Raw genomic sequence first — 20,492 nt, 5'->3', positions numbered from 1 at the left:
GAAGGTGATATGCAGGCTCGCGAATTTATTGGATCGGCTCAGGTGCCCGGCGGCGCGGAACTCACCCTGTACCGACGCGGCGGGGACTTCATGATCGTGCTCGACCGCAACGAGCTGATGAGCAGCCGGATGAGCGGATCGGAGGAGGCGCTGGCCAATCTCACCTGCGAACGACTGCGCGGGCGGGCGCGGCCGCATCTGCTGATCGGCGGCTATGGCATGGGTTTCACGCTGCGCGCCGCGCTGGCCGCGCTGGACGATAACGGGCAGATCACCGTCGCTGAACTGGTGCCCGAGATTATCGACTGGGCGCGGGGGCCGATGGCGGAGCTGGCGGCGGGCTGCCTTGATGATCCGCGTGTGCACCTGGTGCAGGCGGATGTGGCCGATGTGATCGGCGCGGGGAGCGGGACTTACGACGCGATCCTTCTGGATGTGGACAACGGGCCCGATGGGCTGGTGCGTCAGGCGAATGATCGCCTTTATTCGACGCAGGGCATATCAGCGGCCATCGCGGCGCTCAAGCCCGGCGGCATAGTGGCGATATGGTCGGCTGCGCCGGATGCCGCCTTTACGCGTCGTCTCGCCCGCGCCGGCCTGATTGTCGATGAGGTCGCCGTGCGCGCCCGCAGCAATGGCAAGGGGCCACGGCACGTCATCTGGTTCGCCAAGAAGCGGGGATGACGGTCGCCTAACCGGCTTCCGCTTCGCGCCATTGCCCCTGGGCAATGCCTTCGAGCGACCAGTCACCGATGCGCCACCGCACCAGCCGCAGCGTCGGATGGCCCACCGCCGCCGTCATCCGCCGGACCTGCCGGTTGCGTCCCTCGCGGATCGTCAGCCGCAGCCAGCAATCCGGCACGCTCTTGCGGAACCGCACCGGGGGATCGCGCGGCCACAGCGCCGGATCGTCTATGCGCTCGACCTGCGCAGGCAAGGTCGGGCCGTCCTTGAGCGTCACGCCCCGCCGCAACGCCTCCAGCGCCGCTGCGTCGGGATCGCCCTCGACCTGCACGAGATAGGTCTTCGGCGTCTTGAAGCGGGGATCGGAAATTCGCGCCTGCAACCGGCCATCGTCGGTCAGCAACAACAGCCCTTCGCTGTCGAGATCAAGCCGCCCGGCGGGGTAGACGCCGGGCCGGTCAATGAAATCGGCCAGGGTCGGACGCGCCGGGCCAGTGCTTTCGTTGGTGAACTGGCACAATACGCCATAGGGTTTGTTGAACAGGATCAGCGTCATCGCGGCTCAATCCTCGCCATCGAACGCCAGGCTGCCCTGGCCAATCAGCGTTTCGATGAGCGCGACGGCCGGGGCGGATTCGGCAAACCGCGAATCCACGACCATGGCCCGTTCCGCGCATAGCTGTTCAGCCAGCAGCGCCGTTTCGCCCGTTCCTTCGAAGCAATGGCCGTCCACGAACAGCAAGATCGTCTCGTCCTGTTGCCGGATGAAGGAAAAACGGCTCGCCGGATTGCGGCTGAGCGGCACGCTGTGGGCCAGCAACGCCTGTACGTCCTGCGTCCCGATCGGCTCTTCCGGCCGCCAGTCCGTTTCGGGATATTTGGGCAGGCTGTTGAAGAGGCCGAACCAGCGCGCAAAGGCGTCGCGGTCGGACAATGCCTCCATCACCATCGCATGCAGCCGGTCGATGGCGGGCGCGGTGATCTCGCCGGGATTGGCCTGCAAGCTCAGGTCGGGGTCGGCATAGCGATCCTCCTCCAGCATGCCGTCGACCTGATGCTCGCACCAATTCTCGACCAGCTCGGCGCGAGAGGGGGCGCGAAAACCGATCGAATAGGTCATGCAGTCGTCTCCGACCGCCACGCCATCATGCGCGAAGCAGGGCGGAACATAGAGGATGTCGCCCGGTTCGAGCAGCCAGTCGTCCGTCGCCTCGAAATCCGCGATCAGGCGCAGATCGTCATGCGGCAATAGCGGAGTCGCAGAATCGCATCGCGGCCCCACGCGCCAACGCCGCTTGCCCAGGCCTTGCACCAGAAACACGTCATATTGGTCAAAATGCGCCCCGACGCCGCCGCCATCCGTGGCATAGCTGACCATCACATCGTCGATGCGCCAGTCGGGCACGAAACGGAACGGTTCGATCAGCCCGGCGACCTCGGGCGCATGCTGGTCGACCGCCTGTACCAGCAGCGTGCAGGGGGCGCTCCCCAGTTCACCGAAACGCTCTTCGGCCAGAGGGCCGCTTTCCATCGCCAGATGGTCCGCGTCGCGGGTAATGAGGCGTGATTCCACACCTTCTTCGCAGGCCAGGCCCGCCAGCTCATCCGGGTCCAGCGGGTTGCGCCATTCATTCCACGGATTGCGGATCAGCAGGGGCCGTTTCTGCCAATAGTCGCGCAGGAACAGGTTAAGGTCGAAATGGGTGATTTTCATGTCTCGCCCATGCGCCCCCGGAAGGCCACTGTCAAAACCGCGCCACATTCCGATGGCCCTGCGGATGAACGTAACGGTCCTGTGCCAGCCCTTTACGCGCTTACGCCGCATACTGGTTTCCAGCCAGTCTCAAGGCCGCCTGTACGATATACGGTCAGCATTATGGTCGCGTCTTTGGCTCTCGTCACCGCGTCCGGACGCTGGTTTCGCTGATCCGTCCATCCAGCATCGAAATCTGCACATCGGCGGCGGCGGCGACATCGGCGTCATGGGTCACGCAAATTACGGCGCGGCCCTGATCATGGGCGAGGCTGCGGAACAGCTCCACCACGCGGGCGCTGTTCTGGCTGTCGAGATTGCCGGTCGGCTCGTCGCACAGCACCAGCGCCGGATCGTTGGCGATGGCGCGGGCGATGGCGACGCGCTGCCGTTCGCCACCCGACAGCCGGTCGGGCGTCTTGCCGCTCTTGGCGCCAAGGCCCATGGCTTGCAGCAGGCTCTGCGCCTTGTCCCGCGCCTGTGCCCGGTTCAACAAACCCAAGCGCTGCATCGGCAGCATGACATTTTCCAGAGCGGTGAATTCCTGCAGCAGGAAATGGAACTGAAACACGAAGCCGAAGCTCGCCAGCCGGATATGGGCGCGCCGATCCCCGCTGAGGGGGTTCATATCCTTCCCGTCGAAGAGCACATGGCCGCTGTTCGGCCGGTCGAGCAGCCCAAGCAGATAGAGCAGCGAGGATTTGCCGCAGCCCGAAGGCCCGACAATGGCGACGAAGCTGGCCGGTTCGATGGCGAGGGTCACGTCCGTCACCAGAGTCACCGGCGGCGTACCGGGCAGGCTGCGCGACAATCCTTCGGCCTGCATGATCGCGCTCATATCGCGCCCCGCAATATGTCGACGGGATCGACGCGCGCCGCCTTGCGCGCCGGCAGCCAGGCCGCGACTGTCCCGGCCAGCAGCGATGCGGCGGCGGCGATCGCATATTGCCGGGCGGAACGATCGAGCGGCAGATGCCGGTCTTCGCCCGCGATCGGGAATTCGAGCGAACCGAGGATCGCCATCAGCCCATAGCCCAGCAGCCATCCCGCCACGATGCCGATCAGCGCCAGCACCAGCCCTTCCATCACGAAGATCAGTTGCAGGTCGCGCTCCGAAAAGCCGATGGAGCGCATGATGGCGATGTCGCGCCGCTTGTCGGTGATGCTGTTCGACACGACCGTGTAGATGCCGAAACTGGCCACCAGCAGGATCGCGGACACGACACTGTACATGATGACGTTGCGGGTCACGAGCAGGGAGAGGAAATCGGCGGAACGTTCCTGCCAGCTTTCCGCCTTGTAGGAGAAGCGCGCCTCCAGCCGCCGGCTGATCGGCTGCGCGGCATAAGGGTCGTTCAAGTGCACGCCGATGCGGTTGATGATGAACGGGCGGCCCAGCAGCGATTGCGCCTCCCTTAGCAGCACATAGCCTGCGGTCGCGGCCAATTGGCTCTGGCCGCGCTTGAACAGGCCGACGATGTGCAGCGACCGGCTCTGGCCCGAAGCCGGGGTCGCGCCCACCACGTCGCCTATGGCGAGACCCAGGCGTTGGGCCATTTCCTCCCCGATGATGATGCCGCCCTGCGTGCTTTCCAGGTCGCGCAGGCGGCCCGTGCGCAGCTTGTCTTCGATGGTGCTGACCTTCTCCTCGACGGCCGGGTCGACGCCGATGATGGTCAGCGCTTCCTCCCGCCCGCCGCTGCGCAGGGTGATGGCGCCGGTCAGGCTGGGCGATCCGATAGCGCCCGGCTCGGCGTCGACGGCGCGCAGGATTTGGGGCCAGCCTTTCAGCCCCCGCACCTCATTGCGCACCTTGTAATGGCGCAGGTCGACGGCAGCGCCGGGATAGGCGCGGATGCCCGGCTGGGGCGGGGGGCTGCGCAGCTCGTCGGAAATGACGATATGGGGGGCGGCGTCGATCAGTGTCTTCACGAAATCATTCTGGCTGCCGATCATCATCGCGGACACCGCCAGGAAAAAGCCGACGCCGACCGCGACACCGCTCACCGCCACCAATGTCTGGCGTCGGCGCCCGGCCAGATGGCGGAGCGCAATGGCGACGAGCAGGCCGAATTGACCGCTCATCTCTTAACCCGCACGCGCCCATTCTCGCGCAGCGTGTCGTCCGGCTTGGCAACGACGGCGTCGCCCCGCGACAGGCCGGCAAGGATCTGCGTATCGCTGGAGCCGACGATGCCGGTGCGGACTGCCCGGCTATGGACGCGCCTGTCTCGCACCACCCAGACCCGGCCATCATATACCGCCGTCGCCGGGACCAGCAGCGCCTGGGCCACCCGGCGCGTCACGATATTGACCTCCAGCGTCAGGCCGAGCGGCAGCGTCATGGGCGCGTCGGTGACGATCCGGGCGCGAAAGGCGCGCTGTTCGGGGTCGCCGCCCGGCGTCACCTCCCGCACATGGCCGCGCAGCACCCGGCCCGGCCAGGCGTCGCTGGACATGAGCCCGGCCTGGCCGGCATGGATGCGCGGCACGTCGCGCTCGTCGATCGTGGCGGTGATGCGAATGCGGGCGGGATCGCCCAGCGTCATCAGCGTGCGGCTGGGCACGGCAAGGTCGCCCGGCTCCACGTCCCGGCGCAGCACTATGCCATCCATGCCCGATCGCACCGCCATCTGATCGAGCCGGGCGGCGGCGCTCTCCTCCGCTGCCCTGGCGCTGTCCGCCGCCGCGACCGCCTGATCGCGCGCCGCTCGCGTGACCCAGCCCTTGGCGAACAGCGCGACCACGCGCCGCTCGTCCTGCATCGCCACCCGGCGTTGCGCGCCCGCCTGTTGCAGCGCGTGGCGCTGTTCCTCATCGTCCAGCAGGATCAGCGGCTGGCCGCGCCGCACCCGGTCCCCTTCGTCCACCATCACCTGCCGCACTGGCGCCGTCAGGCGCGCCGCGACGGACACGGGATGCTCCGCCTCGACAAAGCCGGTGGCATAGACGAGTTCCACCGCCTCACCAATGCGGGCGGTCGCGGTCGTCACCTCGCGCGCTCGCCCGCCCAGCAGCGCATAAGCCGCCGTGCCAGCCAGCAACACCGCCAGCAACAGCCAGAGCGTGATGCGTTTCATTCCCCCGCTATACCATCATGCGCGGCGATTGCCTGCGGTGCGAATTTTTATGCCGTGCCGACCGGAATTTGCTTCGGCTTCTTCTGCTCGGTCGCCAGACGGGGCACGGTGACTTTCAGCAGTCCCTTCTGAAGCTGCGCGGTCGCCTTGTCGGCATCAGCCTCGAACGGCAGGGCGAAACGGCGCAGGAAGCTGCCCTGACTGCGTTCGACCAGATGATAATGCTTCTTCTCGTCCTTTTCCTCGCGCTCTTCCTTATGCTCGGCCTTGATCGTCAGCATGCCTTCGTGGATGTCCAGCGATACATCCTTTTCATCGAAGCCAGGCAGTTCGGCGGTCAGTTCAAGCCCTTTGTCCGTTTCAGCGATGTCGACCTTGGGGATCAGGAAGCCCTTGCTGTCGCCGCTCTGCGGGGCGGCCCAGCCTCGGCCGAAATCATCGACCAGCCGGTCCATTTCCTTGCGAAAATCGACAAAGGGATCAAAGCCGCCGCGCAACAGGCCGCCACGGCCAAAGGGTATCAGCGAGCGATATTCAGCCATTGTCCTTCTCCTTATGCGTGATCAAAATTTACTTACTGCCCGCTTCTGGCGCGGGCGGATGCATTTCTGCGCCATGGTCCGGCGCGTGCATGGCCTTGCAATCGTCCATATGTCCGGGGGCGCCATTCGGGCCTGACGGGGCCATGCCATCCGATCGTCGCCCGTCTTCACCGCCCTTCATCATCGGACAGTCATGCCTTGGGCCGGAGGGCGGGGCGGGCACGGCGGCATCAGCGGGATGATGCGCGGCATGGTCCGCAGCCGATTGCGCGGACGCCACATTGGCGATCATGAGAGTCCCCAGACTCAAGATACTCAAGAAACGACGCATGACGCGAACCTCTTCACCAGACCATCGGTGAAGTTTCAGCCAGCGCGCTTCTTGGCGCTATAAGTAGAGTTACGCATCGGCATTGTCGGGTGCCTCATCAATTCTCGATTTCACGGACCCGAATTCCGCCTTGAACATATGGTCCACGGCCAGCCCGACCAAGACAGCTTCATTCCAGGCCTCGCCTATTACGCGCTGCCCTGTCCTGACTGATCCAGCGCCGTCATGAGCTGGACCGACAGATCCTGGATCGTGAAAGGCTTTGCCAAAAGGGGTATGCCCTCCTTCGCGGCAGAGGCAGCCGCTGCGCTATAACCCGTCATCAGCATCGTCCCCAGATGCGGCCAAAGCTGCCTGATCTTCAGCGCCAGTTCCATGCCGCTGACTTCTCCCGGCATGATCATGTCGGAGAGGATCAGCGAGAAATCGACATTCCCTTCCAGCCGGCGGAGCGCTTCATCGCCATTGTCGACCCGCTCCGCTTCATAGCCCAGCGCCATCAGCATGCCGCCCACCGTATCGGCCACCGTGTCGTCATCCTCGACCAGGAGGATGCGCGGCTTGCCAAAGGCGGCCACCGGTTCGGTCAGGCGATCGCTGACCTTGGCGGGGAGCAGGGAACGGGGAAGCCGCAGGGTGATGGTCGTCCCCCGGCCGACGATGCTGTCGACCAGCACCTTGCCGTCCGATGCGCGCACGAACCCATAAACTTGGCTGAGGCCCAGACCCGTGCCCTGGCCCACTTCCTTCGTCGTGTAAAAGGGTTCGAATATCTTGTTGACCAGATCGGGCGCGATGCCTGCGCCGCTGTCCGTCACGGCGATCTGCACCTGATCGGGCCGGTCGCCGTTGCCGGGAAGGTTCGCGCCCTCGATGACGATGGTGCCGCCCCTGGGCATGGCGTCGCGTGCATTGAGCGCGATGTTGAGGATCGCCACTTCCAGTTCCGACGCATCGACCTCCACCGGCCAGAGATCGGCTGGGAGGTGCATCGCGACCTCTATGCTTTCGCCCAGGGAGCGCTCGAGCAGCGCGTCCATGCCCCTGATCCGTTCGCGCAGATCGATGACTTCCGGGTTGAGCGGCGTGCGGCGGGAAAAGGCGAGGAGCTGCCGCGTCAGTTTCGCGCCGCGGTCGACGGCCTGGCGTATCCCGGCCTTCAATTTCTCCAGCCTGACAGGGTCGCTGGTGCGTTCCATCAGATCCAGCCCGCCCGAAGCGACCATCAGCAGATTGTTGAAATCATGCGCGACGCCGCCGGTCAACTGGCCCATGGCTTCCATCTTCTGCGATTGGCGCAGGGCTTCTTCCGCTTGCTGGCGTCCGGCAATCTCCGCCTGCAGCGTCTGATGCGCCCGGCGCAGGGAGGAATAGGAGGCGGTGAGCATCACGATCAGCACCGATGCCGCAATCACGATGACCGCGATGCCCAGATAGCGGGTCAGACGGCGCGACAGGCTGTCCAGTGTGGACATGAGATAGACGGAACCCAGTTGCGTGCTGCCCTGCTTGACCGGGACGGTGACAGCCAGCGCGCTTGACGGCGCTTCCCGCCTTGCGGCCTCCGCGCCTTCGGGCAATCGGGCGGGCGGTCGGGCGAAACCGCCCGCAAAGTCGCCCTTGCCGTCATAGGCGGCGACCGCGACGATCTGGGGATCGGCCTTCAGCGCGTTCAGATATTCCTGCAGAGCCACATCGTCGTCGAAGGCAAGCGGCGCGGCGATCCCGCTGGCCAGGATTTGCGCTTGCGCCGTGGTCTGCCGCAGCTTTTCGATGCGGGCGAGCTGTTCGAGCTGGAAGGTGGCCGCCAGACCCGCGGCGAGCAGCATCAGCGCGATCAGGACGGCGGAAAGGGGCGTCGCCATCTGTGCGATGACGTTGCCGAGGCTGAGGCGGCTTTGGGAAGCTTGCGTCATTTCCTGTCCACCGCGATTGCAAGGCCCAGCAATTTGGAACTGATCCTGAGGCCATGGGCGCGGGCCGCGCCGTCGTTGATCTGGAAGCGGACGCGGCCGCTCTGCCTGACAAATTCTATCATCGCTCCGGTCGGGCCCGCGCTCTTGTCCGCGACGGTGAGGATCGGCTGTCCCTCGGTTGTCGAAAAAGGCGCGTAGCCGGGGTCCGTCGATGCGCCCGCGAACAATATGTGGCACCCTGTATTGCCGCTTTCATTGCCGGTCCGTCGCACCACGACAGGGCGGCCCACCATCTTCTGGCCCCGCACGACATCGGTCAACAGGGTGCCGAAAGGGTCTTCCCCGACGACGCAGATGATGAAATTCCGGTCCGTGGCGGAAAAGGCTCCCGGCGGCCATTCCACGAAGGGCGCGAATTTGAACAGGAAGTTTGCCTGGATCGCGCGTTCCAACGTGGAGAGCGAATTGGCCGGCCCGGCCGCCGGAGCGCGCCCGGCCAAAACCGACAGGGATAATAAGGCCGCCCATCGCAGGCGGCGCGCGCGCCTCTTGCAAAGGGGAGGGATCAGATCGTGCATTTCAGCGCCACGAACACGCTGCGGCCGAGTGGGGTCGCCTGCGAGACAGGAAGCTCCTGATGACGGCTGTGGAGGAGGTTGAAGCCAGAGACCGACAATTCGGCCCGGTCGTCAAACTGCCAGCCCAGCCTGGCGCCCAGCTCGACATAGGCCGGAACATGCGGGTCGGGTAGGGCCGAGACATAGCGCAGGTCGAAATCGACATTGACCTCCGGCCCGATGTCCATGGAGGAACGCAGGGTCGCGCGATGCTTGGGATCATTGCCGACCTGGGAGACGCCCAGCAACGGCACCGCATCCGGCTTGAAGTGGAATTTCTGGATGAGCAGGCTGTAGCCGGGTTTCAGCCGCCACCAGTCCGCCACCCGAATATCGGCCCAGGCGTCCAGGCCGTAGCTGTGCCCCTCTATTCCATTGCCCCATCGCAGCGGCAGGAATCCGCCGGGAGCGGGTTCGACCGACCTCAGATCGTCATAGACATTGTAGAAGGTCGATACGGACAGCGAGGCGCGGGGCGAGACTACCAGGCGCGTGCCAAGCTCATAGGCGGTCAGCTTTTCGGAGCGGAAACCGGAAAGGGCGGTCAGGATGACGGTCTGTCCGATGGTCTCCACCACATCCTCGTCGAAGGGGGTGGGCGACCGGACGGCGCGGGACACGGCGCCCCAGATCAGCGTCGTGGGGTCCGGTTTCCAGGACAGGCGGACGCTGGGCAGGAAGGTCAGATCCTTGTAGCTGCGCTGCTCCAGCTTGGCGCCGATCGTGCCCGTCAGGGACGGGGTGATGGCGATGCTGTCCTGCGCGAACAAATTGCCCACGAACAGGTCGCGCCGGCCGGGCACGAAGTCCAGACCGGGAATATTCTCTATCACATAACGGCTGATGCGCGCGCCGCCGCCCCAGACGATGTTGTGCGCCTCGCCCAGAGTGAAGCTATGCTGCCCCTCGACATCGAACGTATCCAGGGCGAAGCGGCCGCCGTCATTCTCGATCCTGCGCGCCGTGTGGTCATAATAGGCCTGGAGTTGCAGGGTCGCGCCCGATGCCGTGCCGTGACGCCAGCGGGCGAGCAGGTCATAGCCGTGAAAATTCTCGTCGGCCGCATTTCCCTGCGAGCGGGAGCCGTAATAGCCGTCACCCTGGACCATCAACGCGTCGGCGGGGGTCGCATTCCAGTCGAAGCGGAAGCCGCCCTGGGTCCGGCGGTTGCCATCGTCCAGCCCCGATGCGCTTTCGAAATTTTCATGGCGCTTGACGAAAAGGCGGTAACTGGCGTTTCCGCCTGCATGGCCGCCATAGCGCAGGCCCAGATCATAGGTTCGGTTGCCGACCACGCCCGTCCCATACAGACCCTGCGAAGCGCCAGCGTCGCGGGTGATGATGTTGATGACGCCGTTGACCGCGTTCGATCCCCAAAGCGTCGCGCCGGGTCCGGAAATCACTTCGATGCGCTCGACATCTTCGGGCAGGATGTCCTGCATGTCCCAATAGACCCCGGAGTAGAGCGGCGAATAGACGCTGCGGCCGTCGATCAGGACGAGCAGCTTGTTGGAAAAATTCTGCGCGCCCTCATTGCCGCTGAGCCCGCGCGCGGCGACGACCGTGTCATTGGGGCCGCCGCGCATGACGTGCAGATTGGGGGCGAGGCGAAGAATGCCCGGCAGCGTCAACGTGCCCGAACGGACGATATCGTCATGGGTGATGACATAGATGGATGCGGGGGCGTCGGCCAGCGAAGCGGTCGAACGGGTGACGGACGTGACATCCAGCTTGGACAGCGCGGAGATCGGCATGTCCCGCAGCTCTTCGATGCTCTGCGCCTGGACGGGAGACATGGATAAGAAGGCAAGGCATGCGGCCATCCCAGCCGCCCAAGCCGTATTGCCAAAAGCCAAAGCCCGCGACATCCCCATCGTCCCCCCTGCGCCTGCCCCTGCGCCTGGATTTCCCGCGCACCTCCCGGTCGTTACGCAGGCACGATGGAAAAGTTCCACGCCAAGCCCTACAATTCAATGAACAATTTTCTGTCGGCGTGAAACATCCGGTCGGAAGGGCATGGCCGGTCCCGCCGCATCTATCATCGGGCCTTGTCTTCCTTGCATCGTTTCGTTCATCCCATAAGATCCTCAAAGGGCCGCAAGGCTCTTGGCCAGATCGATCTGCTTGAAGGGTTTGGTCAGCCGCGGCAGCTCCGCCGAAATTCCGGCATTCTCGGCATAGCCCGATATCAACAGCGCCCGGATTTCCGGCTTGAGCATCCTTGCCTGTTCGATGAGGTCCGTGCCCGTCGTGCCGGGCATCAGATGGTCGGTGACCAGCACGTCGATCTCCGGTTCGGTTTTCATGATCGCCAGCGCATGTTCGGCCGAATTGGCCTCCAACACGTCATAACCCAGTTCGCGCAACATATGCACCGTGCTTGCGCGGACCAGATCCTCGTCATCGACCACCAGCGCCATGCCGTGATCGAGCTTGACCGGGGACAGGTCCGGTCCGGCCGCATCCTGCCCGACCTCGATCTCGCTCGTCGGCAGCCAGAGGCTGATCGTCGTGCCCTCTCCGATGGCGCTTTCGATCGTCAGCCTGCCGCCCAATTGCGCGACCAGCCCATGCACCATCGACAGCCCAAGGCCCGTCCCCTGACCCACGCCCTTGGTCGTGAAAAAGGGCTCGATCGCTTTTTCCGCGGTTTCCTGATCCATGCCGATGCCGTTGTCCGTGACCGACAGCCTGATATAGCGGCCCTCCCGCAAGCGCAGGCCGTTTTCCGGAGCCATGATGTCGCAGGTCACGCCGATCCGGAGCCGTCCGCCCTCCGGCATGGCGTCGCGGGCGTTCACCGCCAGGTTCAGCAGCGCCATTTCGATCTGGTTGGCGTCGGCATGGGCCGGCGGCAGATCGTCGGTGATCGCCAGTTCGACCTGCACCCGCGGCCCGGACGTGCTGACGATCAGGTCGCGCATGTCCCGCACGAGGCTGGCAATGTCGATGGCGGTAGGTTGCAGCGGCTGCCGCCGCGCAAAGGCGAGCAGTCTTTGCACCAGCATCTTGGCCCTGTCCGCCGATTGCAGGGCGCCTTCGATCAGCCGGCGCTCCCGATCCGTTCCCAGGCCGCGACGGTGGAGGAGATCGAGACTGCCGACGATCGGCGTCAGCAGATTGTTGAAATCATGGGCGACGCCGCCGGTAAGCTGCCCCATGGATTCCAGCCTCTGCGACTGGCGCAGCGCTTCCTGCGCCAGCTCCAGTTCGCGTGACCGCTGCTGCACCCGCTCTTCCAGCGTTTCGTTGAGCGCGCGCAACCCCTCCTCGCTTTGGCGCAAGGCTGCTTCCATCCGGCGACGTTCGGTGATGTCGTTGAACAGGACCGCAACCTGGGGCGCCTCCGGATCGCCCACGCGGAAGGCATAGACATCGTACCAATAATCGCCCAGCGCTTCGGCCTGATCCTCGAAGCGCACCCCCTCGCCGGTCAGGGCGACCCGGCCGTAAATGTCGAACCAATTTTGTTCATGCCCCGGCACCTGGGACCGCATGGTCTTCCCAACCACATCGGTCAGGCCCGTCTGCCGCGCAAAGGCCGGATTGGTTTCGATGAAACGATAGTCGGCGGCGTTACCCGCTTCGTCGAAGATCATCTCGATGATGCAGAATCCCGCCTCGATCGAATCGAACAGCGATCGATATTTCTCCGCGCCGCGATGCAGTTCCTCCAGTCGCGTCCGCGCATCATATTGTCTGCGCCTGCCGCGCAGCGCCGACTGGGCGAGGCTGATTAGCGTGGTGGGGTGAAAGGGGCGCTCAAGAAAATTGACGTTGCCCAGCATCTCCAGATAGCGTGAAGCCGCCGGATTGCGCTCCAGTCCGCCGCCCCGCCGCGTCAGCAATATGAAGGGGAAATCCGACCATTCCGGCTGCTTTTGCAGCCAGCCGACCAGAGGGTGCAGATCGCGATTGTGCAGCGCCTCTTCCGTGACGAGCGCAAAGCCCGCGCCATGGTCGATACCGCTCAACAGGGCGGAAAGATCCGCGCAGATCTGCGACCGCAGCCCCGCTTCGCCCAGCATCGAGGCGGCAATCTCCGCATCGCGTCCGACCGGAGCGAGGATGAGTGCTCGTTCGGAAAGATGCGGGATCACGCCTTGTCGTCTTCGAGGAGCGTTGGCGCGTTTCCGACGAAATGGGGCACGCCCCGCAGCACGCCCTGAAAGCCGATCAATGGTTCGCCCAGGCGGATGCCATAATGGCCGATGCGGAATTCGCGAATGGTATCCTCATGCATTCCGGTGCGTTTCTTGATGACCGACATGGCGCGCCGCACCCGCCCCAATGCCTCGAAATAGCGCAGGAGAATGACCGTGTCCGCCAGATAGGTGACATCGACCGGCGCCTTCATGTCGCCCACCAGGCCATGCTGCGCGACCGTAAGGAAGGTCGTGGCGCCCTGCCGGTTAAGATATTGAAGCAGTTCATGCATATGCAGGACCAGGGCGTTTTCTTCCGGCATGGCCGACTGATAGCCATTCAAGCTGTCGATGACGACGGTCCTTACCCCATGGCTTTCCACGCAATTGCGCACGCGTTGGGAGAACTCCCCGGGGGACAATTCGGCTGCATCCACCTGCTCGATGACCAGATTTCCTTCGTCCGCCATGGCCTGCATATCGATGCCCAGGCCCTTTGCGCGATTGAAGAGCAGGCCGATCTCCTCGTCAAAGACGAACATGGCGGTCTTTTCGCCCCGCGCGACCGCCGCGGTCACGAAGGTCAGGGCCAGCAGCGACTTTCCGGTGCCGGCGGGACCAAGGACGAGCACGCTGGAGCCACGCTCGACACCGCCGCCCAGCAGGGCGTCCAGCTCCGGCGATCCGCTTTTCAGGAGGCTGCGTTCGAAGCTGGTCTTGTGTTCGGCCGATACGAGGCGTGGAAAGACGCGAACGCCCCCTTGTTCGATGATGAAATCATGGTACCCGCCGCGAAAGCGCCGGCCGCGATATTTGATGATGCGCATCCGGCGGCGTTCCGGGCCATAGCCGGGCGACAATTCCTCCAGCCGGATGACGCCATGGGCGACGCTGTGGACGGTCTTGTCCGCGACCTCCGCCGTCAGATCGTCGAGCATCAGCACGGTCGTATTTTGCTTCGAGAAGAAATGCTTGAGCGCCAATATCTGACGCCGATAGCGCAGCGAGCTTTGCGCCAGCAGGCGAATTTCCGACAGGCTGTCCAGAACCACCCGGTCCGGCTTCACCTGCTCGAAGACGTCGAAGATCCGACGCGTGGTTTCGCCCAGCTCCAGGTCGGACGAATAGAGCAGGCTTTGCTGCTGTTGCTCATCCAGCAGGCTTTCGGGGGGAACCAGTTCGAAGAGGTCCACGCCATCGAGCGTCCAGCCGTGCGATTGCGCGCTTTCGCGCATTTCATCGTCGGTTTCGGACAGGGTGATGTAGAGGCAACGCTCGCCGCGCTTCGCTCCCTCGATCAGAAACTGCATTGCAATGGTGGTCTTGCCCGTGCCCGGACTGCCTTCGAGGAGGAAGACCCGGCCGCGGGTCAGTCCGCCGGAGAGAATGTCGTCAAGGCCTTCTACCCCCGCAAGCGCTTGTTCGGTCGAATAGGTCGGCAGCACGTCATTCTCCTTTCAGAGCACAAGCGCCAGCGATTACCATGGGAAAGGTCCGGCCTGAATGCGTTACAGATTGATTTCGATCAAGCTGGCCAGCCCGGTGCGGATAAGCCGGGACAGGGTGCATCATGAAGCCGGGCCTGTGCTTTTGTCGAATATGCCGTGTCGAGGCATGGATCATCCTTTGTCGCTCGGGTGCAAAGGACGCACCGCGGGCCAAAGAGGTTCCCTCATCCCTCGATGAACAGGTAGGACGGATCGTAATCGCTAAGCTGGCGCAGGGCGGCCAGGTCGAAGATCGTGATCCTGCTGCGCCGCATCTGAAGCAGCTTCCTTTCTCTCAACTCCCGCAACATCCGGTTGATATGTACCGGCGTCATGCCGCAGGCCTCCCCCAGATCGGCCTGGGTGAGAGGAAAAGTGAATTCGCGGCCGTCGCTCAGTCCCACGGCCCGCAATTTCGCTTCGATCTCGCAGAAAAAATGCGCAATTCTGGCGATTGCGTCGAGGCGGCCGAGGCGGAAAATCCACTCGCGATGCATGGCGGCGTCCAGCAGCGTGCTGAACCACAGCAGCTTCGTCAGATTGGGACGCTCGACCAGCAGCCCGTCCAGCGCTTCGTGGGGGATCAGCGCTATCTTGCAGACGCCCAGGGTCGCGACATCATGGTCGAGCCGACCCAGCGGATAGCCATGGAGATCGACGAAATCGCCGGGGACATGCACGGCGACGAGCTGACGAAGGCCGTTTCGGTCGTCCATATAGCGACATATGAAGCCCTCCATGAGATAGGTGCTCAGCCTGATCGGCTCGCCGGCACGGGCGATGATCTGTCGGGCCTGTGCCTTGCGGACGTGGCCGATGCTGGCTTCGAGCGCGGCGAGATCCTCGTCCGACAATTGATCGCGGCGGCGGTTGCGGAGGAAGTCGGCAAATATCATCTGCGGCTTGTCCCAGAGCGCGAAATCCGACCAGGGTTCAACGCGGATGCCTTGCTCCGGTGCCGGACGGGAATGGCTTATCAGCAGGGCTCTCCGGCGACCAGCGACTTCTCGCATCGTCCAGGCCGGACCCTAAGGCATTTTTTTGGTCGAGCAGGCGCGGGATGATGGGGGCGAGTTCCCTTGCCAGGAAGCCGACCCTTCCCATCTCCTTCGACAGGGCTTGCCCTGCCATGCCATGCAGCCAGCAGCCCCAGGCAGTGGCCCGCAGAGGTTCGGCTCCGCGCGCGAGAAGGCCGCCGATGACCCCCGCCAGCACGTCGCCGGAACCCGCTGTGGCAAGACCCACGCATCCCCCGTCGAAACGAAGCGAAGGGCCGGAAGGGTGGGCGAGGATGCTTTCCTGTCCCTTCAGCAGAATGATGCACTGGAAGCGCGTGGCGATGTGGGCTGCGACGCCTTCGGGATCGGAGGCGACAGCCGCCTCATCCATCCCGGCAAGGATCGCCATTTCGCCGCAATGGGGCGTCATGATCACGCGGCCGTCATGCGCGGCGATGACATCGGCCAGGTCGCGGGCGGACGTCAGCGCCGCGGCGTCCAGCACGACGCCAAGCTCCCGGCGGGGCGAAGCAAGCAGACGGGCAACGAGTGTGTCGGTCCGGTCGCTGACGCTCATCCCCGGCCCCAGGACCATGGCATCGCATCGCCCGACATGCTCCTCCAATATCCCGACCGCCTCCGCGGCGATCTCGCCATTGCGGTCGGACGGCAGCGCCAGCATCGATGCTTCCGGCACGAGAACCCCCAATGCGGTCGCCACCGAACAGACCGTCGCCAACTGGACCTTTCCCGCTCCCGCCCTGAGCGCGGCTTCCCCCGTCAGGCGCAGGGCGCCCGGCACGAATTCGGCTCCGCCGATCACCATCACCCGGCCGCGCTCATTCTTGTCCGATCCGTCCTCCAGACCGGGCAGCGGGTGATCGCGCAGCCAGCTTTCATCAATGCTTCGCAAGCTCATCCCCGCGCTCCTGCAATGGCATCGGGCGCCTTGGTGACGGGCGTCCGGTCCTCTTCCATGGGCGCAATGACATTGTACCGCTGGAGGGCAAGGCGTCCGTCCCGCCCCGCTCCGGCATCTAGCCGGTAATCGGTCACCGCGCAGTTCGCGACGTCCCCCTTTGCGTCGATCGCCAGTATCTCGGCTTCCGTCAGGCTCTCCAATATATAGCGCATGCAAAGGACCACGACCTGATGGCTGAAGATCATCACCCGGCGCCCGGCATAATGCAGCGAGATCGTGTCGATTACGGACCGCAGCCGAAGGATCACGTCGCACCAGCTCTCCCCGCCGGGAGGACGATGGTAAAACTTGCCCAATAGGCGCCGGAATTCGGCCTGGTCGGGGAAGATGTTGCGGACGCCGCCGGTCGTCAGCCCGTCCAATATGCCGAACTCCTTTTCACGAAGCCGCTCATCGCGACAGATCGGCTCGTCCCCGGCCGCGCCGCCATGCTCGCGGAATATCCGGGCCGTCTGGCAGGCGCGCAAATAGGGCGAGGACAGCAGTACCTCCGGACGGCTCTCCTGCGACTGGCGCGCGAACCAGCGGCCCAGCGACGCGGCCTGCTCGCGGCCCAGATCGCTCAAGGGCACGTCGGCGTCGCGCACCGTCAGGGCGATGCGGTCCGCCTCCGCCTCATGGGCGGCGTCGCTCGCGATATTGCCTGCGCTTTGGCCATGGCGCGCGATGATCAATTGGGCTGGCCAGCGGATCGTCATCTCGATCATTCTCCTCCCATGGTCCGTGAAGCAGGTTGGACAACGCCTGAGCGGTCGATCGGCTTCATCCCATCCGACGAAGCGGACCCTTCGCGCCTGCCGTTCGTATAGTCCCCTCCATAATCAGGAGATGATCATGACCGACGCGCAGAAGCTGAAGGAACATTTGTGGGACCGCATGGCGGACAGCCCGTTCATGATGCTTGGCCTTACGAGCAGCGGCCAGCATAGCGAGCCGCTTACCGTCCAGTTGGACGACGATCAGGTAGACAGGCTCTGGTTTTTCGTCGACAAGGACAATCGCCTGGCCGGTGGTGGCGCTGCGATGGGCCAGTTTGTTGCCAAGGGGCATGATTTCTTCGCCTGCTTTTCCGGCAGCGCGCGCATCGACAATGATCCGGCGATGATCGACAAACTGTGGTCGAAAGCGGTGGAGGCTTGGTTCCCCGGCGGCAAGTCGGACCCCAATCTCGCTTTGTTGCGCTTCGACATAGATGAGGCCGAATTGTGGGAAGCGGATGTGTCACTGACCGGAAAGCTCAAGATGCTGTTCGGCGGTAAGATCAGGCCGAGCGAGGAAGGCAGCCATGCGAAGGTCGAAACGACCGCGAAATGACAGCCTTATAAGACAGCTTTACGGTAAGGCTGCGGCTGCCGGGACCATCGGCATAGGCCGCGTGGTCTCAAGCCGATCGGAAAGAATCACCGTTCCGGTGCAAGCTTTTGCTCAAAGAACGTCAATGTAGCGGTAAGTGCCCGTTCATTGGCGTTCGCCGTGTCGGCATCCCTTTTCCCGACGAAGCCATGGTCGACATTCGGGATGTAGATCGCTTCGACGGGCACATGAGCGGATTTCAGCGCTGCCTCGAACTCCTGCGTTTGCGAGACGGCGACCAGCGTATCGGCCAGGCCATGGATCAGCAGCATCGGCGGGTCGTTGGCATCGACATAGGTGATGGGACTCGCGAAGGCGAGGACGTCCTTCGAACAGCGGCCCTCGCAGCCGAGATAAGGGGCGGGGCCGGTCTGGCCCGGCGGTGTCGGCACCGTCGCGAAATCATGTACGCCATACCAGGACACGCCGGCCTGCACGCAGTCGGATGGGGTCGGCAGGTCGGATGCGTTGCGGTCGGCAGGCGGTTCAAGCGGTTCGACGCCGCAGCTCGTGGAGGCCAGAGCGGGGAGCTGTCCGCCTGCCGACCCGCCGAATATCCCGACCCGCGCCGGATCGATGCCGTAATCCTTCGCGTGGAGGCGCAGGAAACGGATCGCGCTTTTGACGTCCTGGATCGCGGCGGGGAAATGGGCTTCGCCGTCGAGCCGATATTCGATGGACGCCACGACGAAACCCTTCGCGGCGAATTGCGCCAGCACGGCAGGGAAGTCGTTGATCGGGCCGCCATGGCGCTTGGTGCCCGTGACCCATGCGCCGCCATGGACATGGATGATCGGGGGCAGCGGGCCATGGCGGCCTTCGGGGCGATAGAGGTCCAGCCGGAGGGGACGATAATGGAGCGGCTGGCTGTAGATGATATCGGCTGCGGCAGTGACGCCGCCGGGGAACCGGGTGATGGTTTCCGGCCAGGGTTCGGGTCGCAGCCGCCCGACCTCGAACCGGATCGGCGGCGGCGTTCCCGCGCCGATCAGGGCGAGCAGGGGAAGCATGCGGAGCCAGTTTTTCGGCATCGTCTGCTTTTCGGTCAGGGCATTTTCTCGCCGGTGCGGTCGGCCCAGAGCTTCCACCAATAGGCGATCTGGCGGGCCCGGAAATCCGGCGCGACAGCAGTCTTGCCGTCGATCAGCAGCGGCCCGCGATGGGCCCCCTTATATTCGCTCCAGCGTGGCAGGCCGGGGCCATTGGGATTGCCGCTCTTGATGAAATTGGCCCAATAGTCCTGCATCATCGCCGCGAGCCGCGCATTTTCAGCGCCCTGCGACGCCTTGGCCGCGCCCAGCGTATAGCCGAAATCGGCGCAATGCGGCGCGCCTGCCACCTGACCGCGCTCGGCCGGGGGGACATAGGCGAAATGATAGGACCAGCTTGGCTGCCGGCGCGCCGCCAGGCCCGCCGTCGCGGTCGCCGCCGAGGTGAAGATGAAATCGGTCTGCACCTGCCGCAGCAGCTCCGCCGGGGGCAGCTTCCCCTGCGGATCATAGACTTTCCGCACGGCCGGCAGGTCGATGCCGAAGCGATCCTTCAGCACCTTTTCGTCAAAGCCCATCAGCCCGAAAATGCTCGCCTCATTGCTGGTCGATCCGGCGATATAGGGGACGCGGGCGATATGGCCTTTCGCGAAGGCGACGGCGGTTTCCTCCGTGATCATCGCGCCGTCGACCACCGCGCCGAAATTGGGCGGGCCGGGATCGGCGGCCATGACCGCCGCCGGATCGAGCTTGCGCAGCGCGGCGATGGCATCCTTGCCCTCGCCGGTCACGCCTGCACGGCTGGCGAAGGCGATGCCTTCCTGTTCCGCCTGTGCCTGCGGGCGGGTGGCGTTGTTGATGCCGCCGCCGCTATGCGCACTGGCGCGGGCGAAAAGGCCCCGCGACTTGGGCGAGGCGACCAGCGCGTTGATGCTGGACCCGCCCGCCGAGCATCCCATGATCGTCACCTTGCCGGGATCGCCGCCGAAGCGCGCTATGTTGCCGCGCACCCAATTCAGCCCGGCGACCTGATCCATCAGCCAATAATTGCCGATCGGCACCCCCGGCTGTTCGGCGCGCAGGCCGGGATGAGAAAAGAAGCCGAGCCGTCCCAGCCGGTAATTGAGCGACACCACCAATATGCCGCGCTTGTTATAGGCCTTGGCCGCGTCGTCGAACAGTTCCGCGCCTGAGCCGACGAAGAAAGCGCCGCCATGGATCAGCACCAGCACGGGCATCCTGCCCTTGAGCGAAGGGGTGGCGACGTTGATCGACAGGCAATCCTCGCTTTGCCGGGCGCCGCGTTCATTGGGCGTTTCGGGCTGCGGACAGATCGGTCCGAATTGCGAGGCGTCGAAGGGCGCGGTCCAGGGCGCGACCGGCCGTGGCGGGGTCCAGCGGTGATTGCCGCCGGTCGTCTGGGCGAAGGGGATGCCCTTGAAGACGCTGCCTGTGCCTTGCGCCACCCCGCGCACCGGGCCGGATGCGGTCGTCACCGCCGGACCCTGTGCGGCCGGGGCCGCGATCAGGCCGCCGCCGACCAGCGAAAGGCCGGCCATGCCCGCCAGAAATTGCGCTGCCTTCATCCGAGCCTTCACCCCTGCCTCTCCTCAAG

The 20,492-nt window shown here is 64.5% G+C and carries 19 protein-coding genes; 2 read left to right on the top strand and 17 right to left on the bottom strand.

The annotated features are described in order from the left end of the window. The first annotated feature begins 9 nt into the window (after positions 1-9). On the top strand, positions 10-684 hold the full coding sequence (locus tag K426_RS22805; RefSeq protein ID WP_066562677.1) for a spermidine synthase: 675 nt from the start codon (positions 10-12) through the stop codon (positions 682-684). 7 nt (positions 685-691) lie between these two features. Here K426_RS22805 and K426_RS22800 read toward each other — a convergent pair whose 3' ends face one another. The 15 genes from K426_RS22800 to K426_RS22730 form a co-directional block, all read right to left on the bottom strand. Next, on the bottom strand, positions 692-1,240 hold the full coding sequence (locus tag K426_RS22800; protein WP_066562676.1) for an rRNA large subunit pseudouridine synthase E: 549 nt from the start codon (positions 1,238-1,240) through the stop codon (positions 692-694). A 6-nt stretch (positions 1,241-1,246) separates the two neighbouring features. Further along, positions 1,247-2,398 (bottom strand): cupin domain-containing protein, encoded by a 1,152-nt coding sequence (locus K426_RS22795; RefSeq protein ID WP_066562675.1) that lies wholly within the window; start codon positions 2,396-2,398, stop codon positions 1,247-1,249. Between the two features lie 184 nt (positions 2,399-2,582). Next, positions 2,583-3,275: an ABC transporter ATP-binding protein gene (locus tag K426_RS22790; protein WP_066562669.1), complete on the bottom strand. Its 693-nt coding sequence runs from the start codon at positions 3,273-3,275 to the stop codon at positions 2,583-2,585. Continuing rightward, on the bottom strand, positions 3,272-4,522 hold the full coding sequence (locus tag K426_RS22785; RefSeq protein WP_066562664.1) for an ABC transporter permease: 1,251 nt from the start codon (positions 4,520-4,522) through the stop codon (positions 3,272-3,274). The genes K426_RS22790 and K426_RS22785 overlap by 4 nt, the downstream gene beginning before the upstream one ends. After that, positions 4,519-5,517 carry an efflux RND transporter periplasmic adaptor subunit gene (locus tag K426_RS22780; protein WP_066562663.1) on the bottom strand — a complete coding sequence of 333 codons (999 nt, stop codon included), beginning with the start codon at positions 5,515-5,517 and terminating at the stop codon, positions 4,519-4,521. Before K426_RS22780 ends, K426_RS22785 begins: the two co-directional genes overlap by 4 nt. A 47-nt stretch (positions 5,518-5,564) precedes the next feature. Then, on the bottom strand, positions 5,565-6,059 hold the full coding sequence (locus K426_RS22775; protein ID WP_066562662.1) for an Hsp20/alpha crystallin family protein: 495 nt from the start codon (positions 6,057-6,059) through the stop codon (positions 5,565-5,567). Positions 6,060-6,087: 28 nt separating this feature from the next. Then, on the bottom strand, positions 6,088-6,378 hold the full coding sequence (locus tag K426_RS22770) for a hypothetical protein (protein WP_145907622.1): 291 nt from the start codon (positions 6,376-6,378) through the stop codon (positions 6,088-6,090). A gap of 200 nt (positions 6,379-6,578) precedes the next feature. Further along, positions 6,579-8,306: an ATP-binding protein gene (locus tag K426_RS22765; RefSeq protein ID WP_066562658.1), complete on the bottom strand. Its 1,728-nt coding sequence runs from the start codon at positions 8,304-8,306 to the stop codon at positions 6,579-6,581. Then, positions 8,303-8,884 carry a YfiR family protein gene (locus tag K426_RS22760; protein WP_066562655.1) on the bottom strand — a complete coding sequence of 194 codons (582 nt, stop codon included), beginning with the start codon at positions 8,882-8,884 and terminating at the stop codon, positions 8,303-8,305. The genes K426_RS22765 and K426_RS22760 overlap by 4 nt, the downstream gene beginning before the upstream one ends. Continuing rightward, on the bottom strand, positions 8,872-10,746 hold the full coding sequence (locus K426_RS22755; protein WP_237230162.1) for a TonB-dependent receptor plug domain-containing protein: 1,875 nt from the start codon (positions 10,744-10,746) through the stop codon (positions 8,872-8,874). The genes K426_RS22760 and K426_RS22755 overlap by 13 nt, the downstream gene beginning before the upstream one ends. Before the next feature lie 264 nt (positions 10,747-11,010). Then, a complete protein-coding gene (locus tag K426_RS22750; protein ID WP_066562646.1) occupies positions 11,011-13,023 on the bottom strand; it encodes a hybrid sensor histidine kinase/response regulator in 2,013 nt (670 codons plus the stop codon). Continuing rightward, positions 13,020-14,510, bottom strand: coding sequence for an ATPase domain-containing protein (locus tag K426_RS22745; RefSeq protein ID WP_066563846.1), 1,491 nt, complete (start codon positions 14,508-14,510; stop codon positions 13,020-13,022). Before K426_RS22745 ends, K426_RS22750 begins: the two co-directional genes overlap by 4 nt. A 230-nt stretch (positions 14,511-14,740) precedes the next feature. After that, on the bottom strand, positions 14,741-15,451 hold the full coding sequence (locus K426_RS22740; RefSeq protein WP_066562644.1) for a Crp/Fnr family transcriptional regulator: 711 nt from the start codon (positions 15,449-15,451) through the stop codon (positions 14,741-14,743). A gap of 37 nt (positions 15,452-15,488) precedes the next feature. Beyond that, the gene (locus K426_RS22735) at positions 15,489-16,472 is read right to left on the bottom strand and encodes an NAD(P)H-hydrate dehydratase (RefSeq protein WP_082749017.1); all 984 of its coding nucleotides are present in this window, start codon (positions 16,470-16,472) and stop codon (positions 15,489-15,491) included. Continuing rightward, a complete protein-coding gene (locus tag K426_RS22730; protein WP_237230160.1) occupies positions 16,469-17,242 on the bottom strand; it encodes a histidine phosphatase family protein in 774 nt (257 codons plus the stop codon). Before K426_RS22730 ends, K426_RS22735 begins: the two co-directional genes overlap by 4 nt. A 127-nt stretch (positions 17,243-17,369) precedes the next feature. Here K426_RS22730 and K426_RS22725 point away from each other — a divergent pair, with 127 nt between their 5' ends. After that, positions 17,370-17,849 carry a pyridoxamine 5'-phosphate oxidase family protein gene (locus tag K426_RS22725; protein WP_066563840.1) on the top strand — a complete coding sequence of 160 codons (480 nt, stop codon included), beginning with the start codon at positions 17,370-17,372 and terminating at the stop codon, positions 17,847-17,849. A gap of 86 nt (positions 17,850-17,935) precedes the next feature. On the opposite strand, the gene K426_RS22720 is transcribed toward K426_RS22725, so the two are convergent. Both K426_RS22720 and K426_RS22715 read right to left on the bottom strand, forming a co-directional pair. Further along, complete coding sequence (locus K426_RS22720; RefSeq protein ID WP_145907619.1) at positions 17,936-18,919, bottom strand: alpha/beta hydrolase; 984 nt, start codon at positions 18,917-18,919, stop codon at positions 17,936-17,938. A 14-nt stretch (positions 18,920-18,933) separates the two neighbouring features. Beyond that, complete coding sequence (locus tag K426_RS22715) at positions 18,934-20,475, bottom strand: carboxylesterase/lipase family protein (protein WP_237230158.1); 1,542 nt, start codon at positions 20,473-20,475, stop codon at positions 18,934-18,936. Positions 20,476-20,492 lie beyond the last annotated feature (17 nt).

It is taken from the genome of Sphingobium sp. TKS, assembly GCF_001563265.1.
In the GTDB taxonomy this organism is placed as follows: domain Bacteria; phylum Pseudomonadota; class Alphaproteobacteria; order Sphingomonadales; family Sphingomonadaceae; genus Sphingobium.
The sequence above is the reverse complement of the archived record's forward strand: the minus strand, read 5'-3'. Positions and strand labels throughout refer to the sequence as shown.

Bases quoted from the DNA above. Each gene is read 5' to 3' on its own strand.
- K426_RS22805 (WP_066562677.1), top strand. From the start codon at position 10: ATGCAGGCTCGCGAATTTATTGGATCGGCTCAGGTGCCCGGCGGCGCG.
- K426_RS22800 (WP_066562676.1), bottom strand. From the start codon at position 1,240: ATGACGCTGATCCTGTTCAACAAACCCTATGGCGTATTGTGCCAGTTC.
- K426_RS22795 (WP_066562675.1), bottom strand. From the start codon at position 2,398: ATGAAAATCACCCATTTCGACCTTAACCTGTTCCTGCGCGACTATTGG.
- K426_RS22790 (WP_066562669.1), bottom strand. From the start codon at position 3,275: ATGAGCGCGATCATGCAGGCCGAAGGATTGTCGCGCAGCCTGCCCGGT.
- K426_RS22785 (WP_066562664.1), bottom strand. From the start codon at position 4,522: ATGAGCGGTCAATTCGGCCTGCTCGTCGCCATTGCGCTCCGCCATCTG.
- K426_RS22780 (WP_066562663.1), bottom strand. From the start codon at position 5,517: ATGAAACGCATCACGCTCTGGCTGTTGCTGGCGGTGTTGCTGGCTGGC.
- K426_RS22775 (WP_066562662.1), bottom strand. From the start codon at position 6,059: ATGGCTGAATATCGCTCGCTGATACCCTTTGGCCGTGGCGGCCTGTTG.
- K426_RS22765 (WP_066562658.1), bottom strand. From the start codon at position 8,306: ATGACGCAAGCTTCCCAAAGCCGCCTCAGCCTCGGCAACGTCATCGCA.
- K426_RS22760 (WP_066562655.1), bottom strand. From the start codon at position 8,884: ATGCACGATCTGATCCCTCCCCTTTGCAAGAGGCGCGCGCGCCGCCTG.
- K426_RS22755 (WP_237230162.1), bottom strand. From the start codon at position 10,746: ATGGCCGCATGCCTTGCCTTCTTATCCATGTCTCCCGTCCAGGCGCAG.
- K426_RS22740 (WP_066562644.1), bottom strand. From the start codon at position 15,451: ATGATATTTGCCGACTTCCTCCGCAACCGCCGCCGCGATCAATTGTCG.
- K426_RS22735 (WP_082749017.1), bottom strand. From the start codon at position 16,472: ATGAGCTTGCGAAGCATTGATGAAAGCTGGCTGCGCGATCACCCGCTG.
- K426_RS22730 (WP_237230160.1), bottom strand. From the start codon at position 17,242: ATGATCGAGATGACGATCCGCTGGCCAGCCCAATTGATCATCGCGCGC.
- K426_RS22725 (WP_066563840.1), top strand. From the start codon at position 17,370: ATGACCGACGCGCAGAAGCTGAAGGAACATTTGTGGGACCGCATGGCG.
- K426_RS22720 (WP_145907619.1), bottom strand. From the start codon at position 18,919: ATGCCGAAAAACTGGCTCCGCATGCTTCCCCTGCTCGCCCTGATCGGC.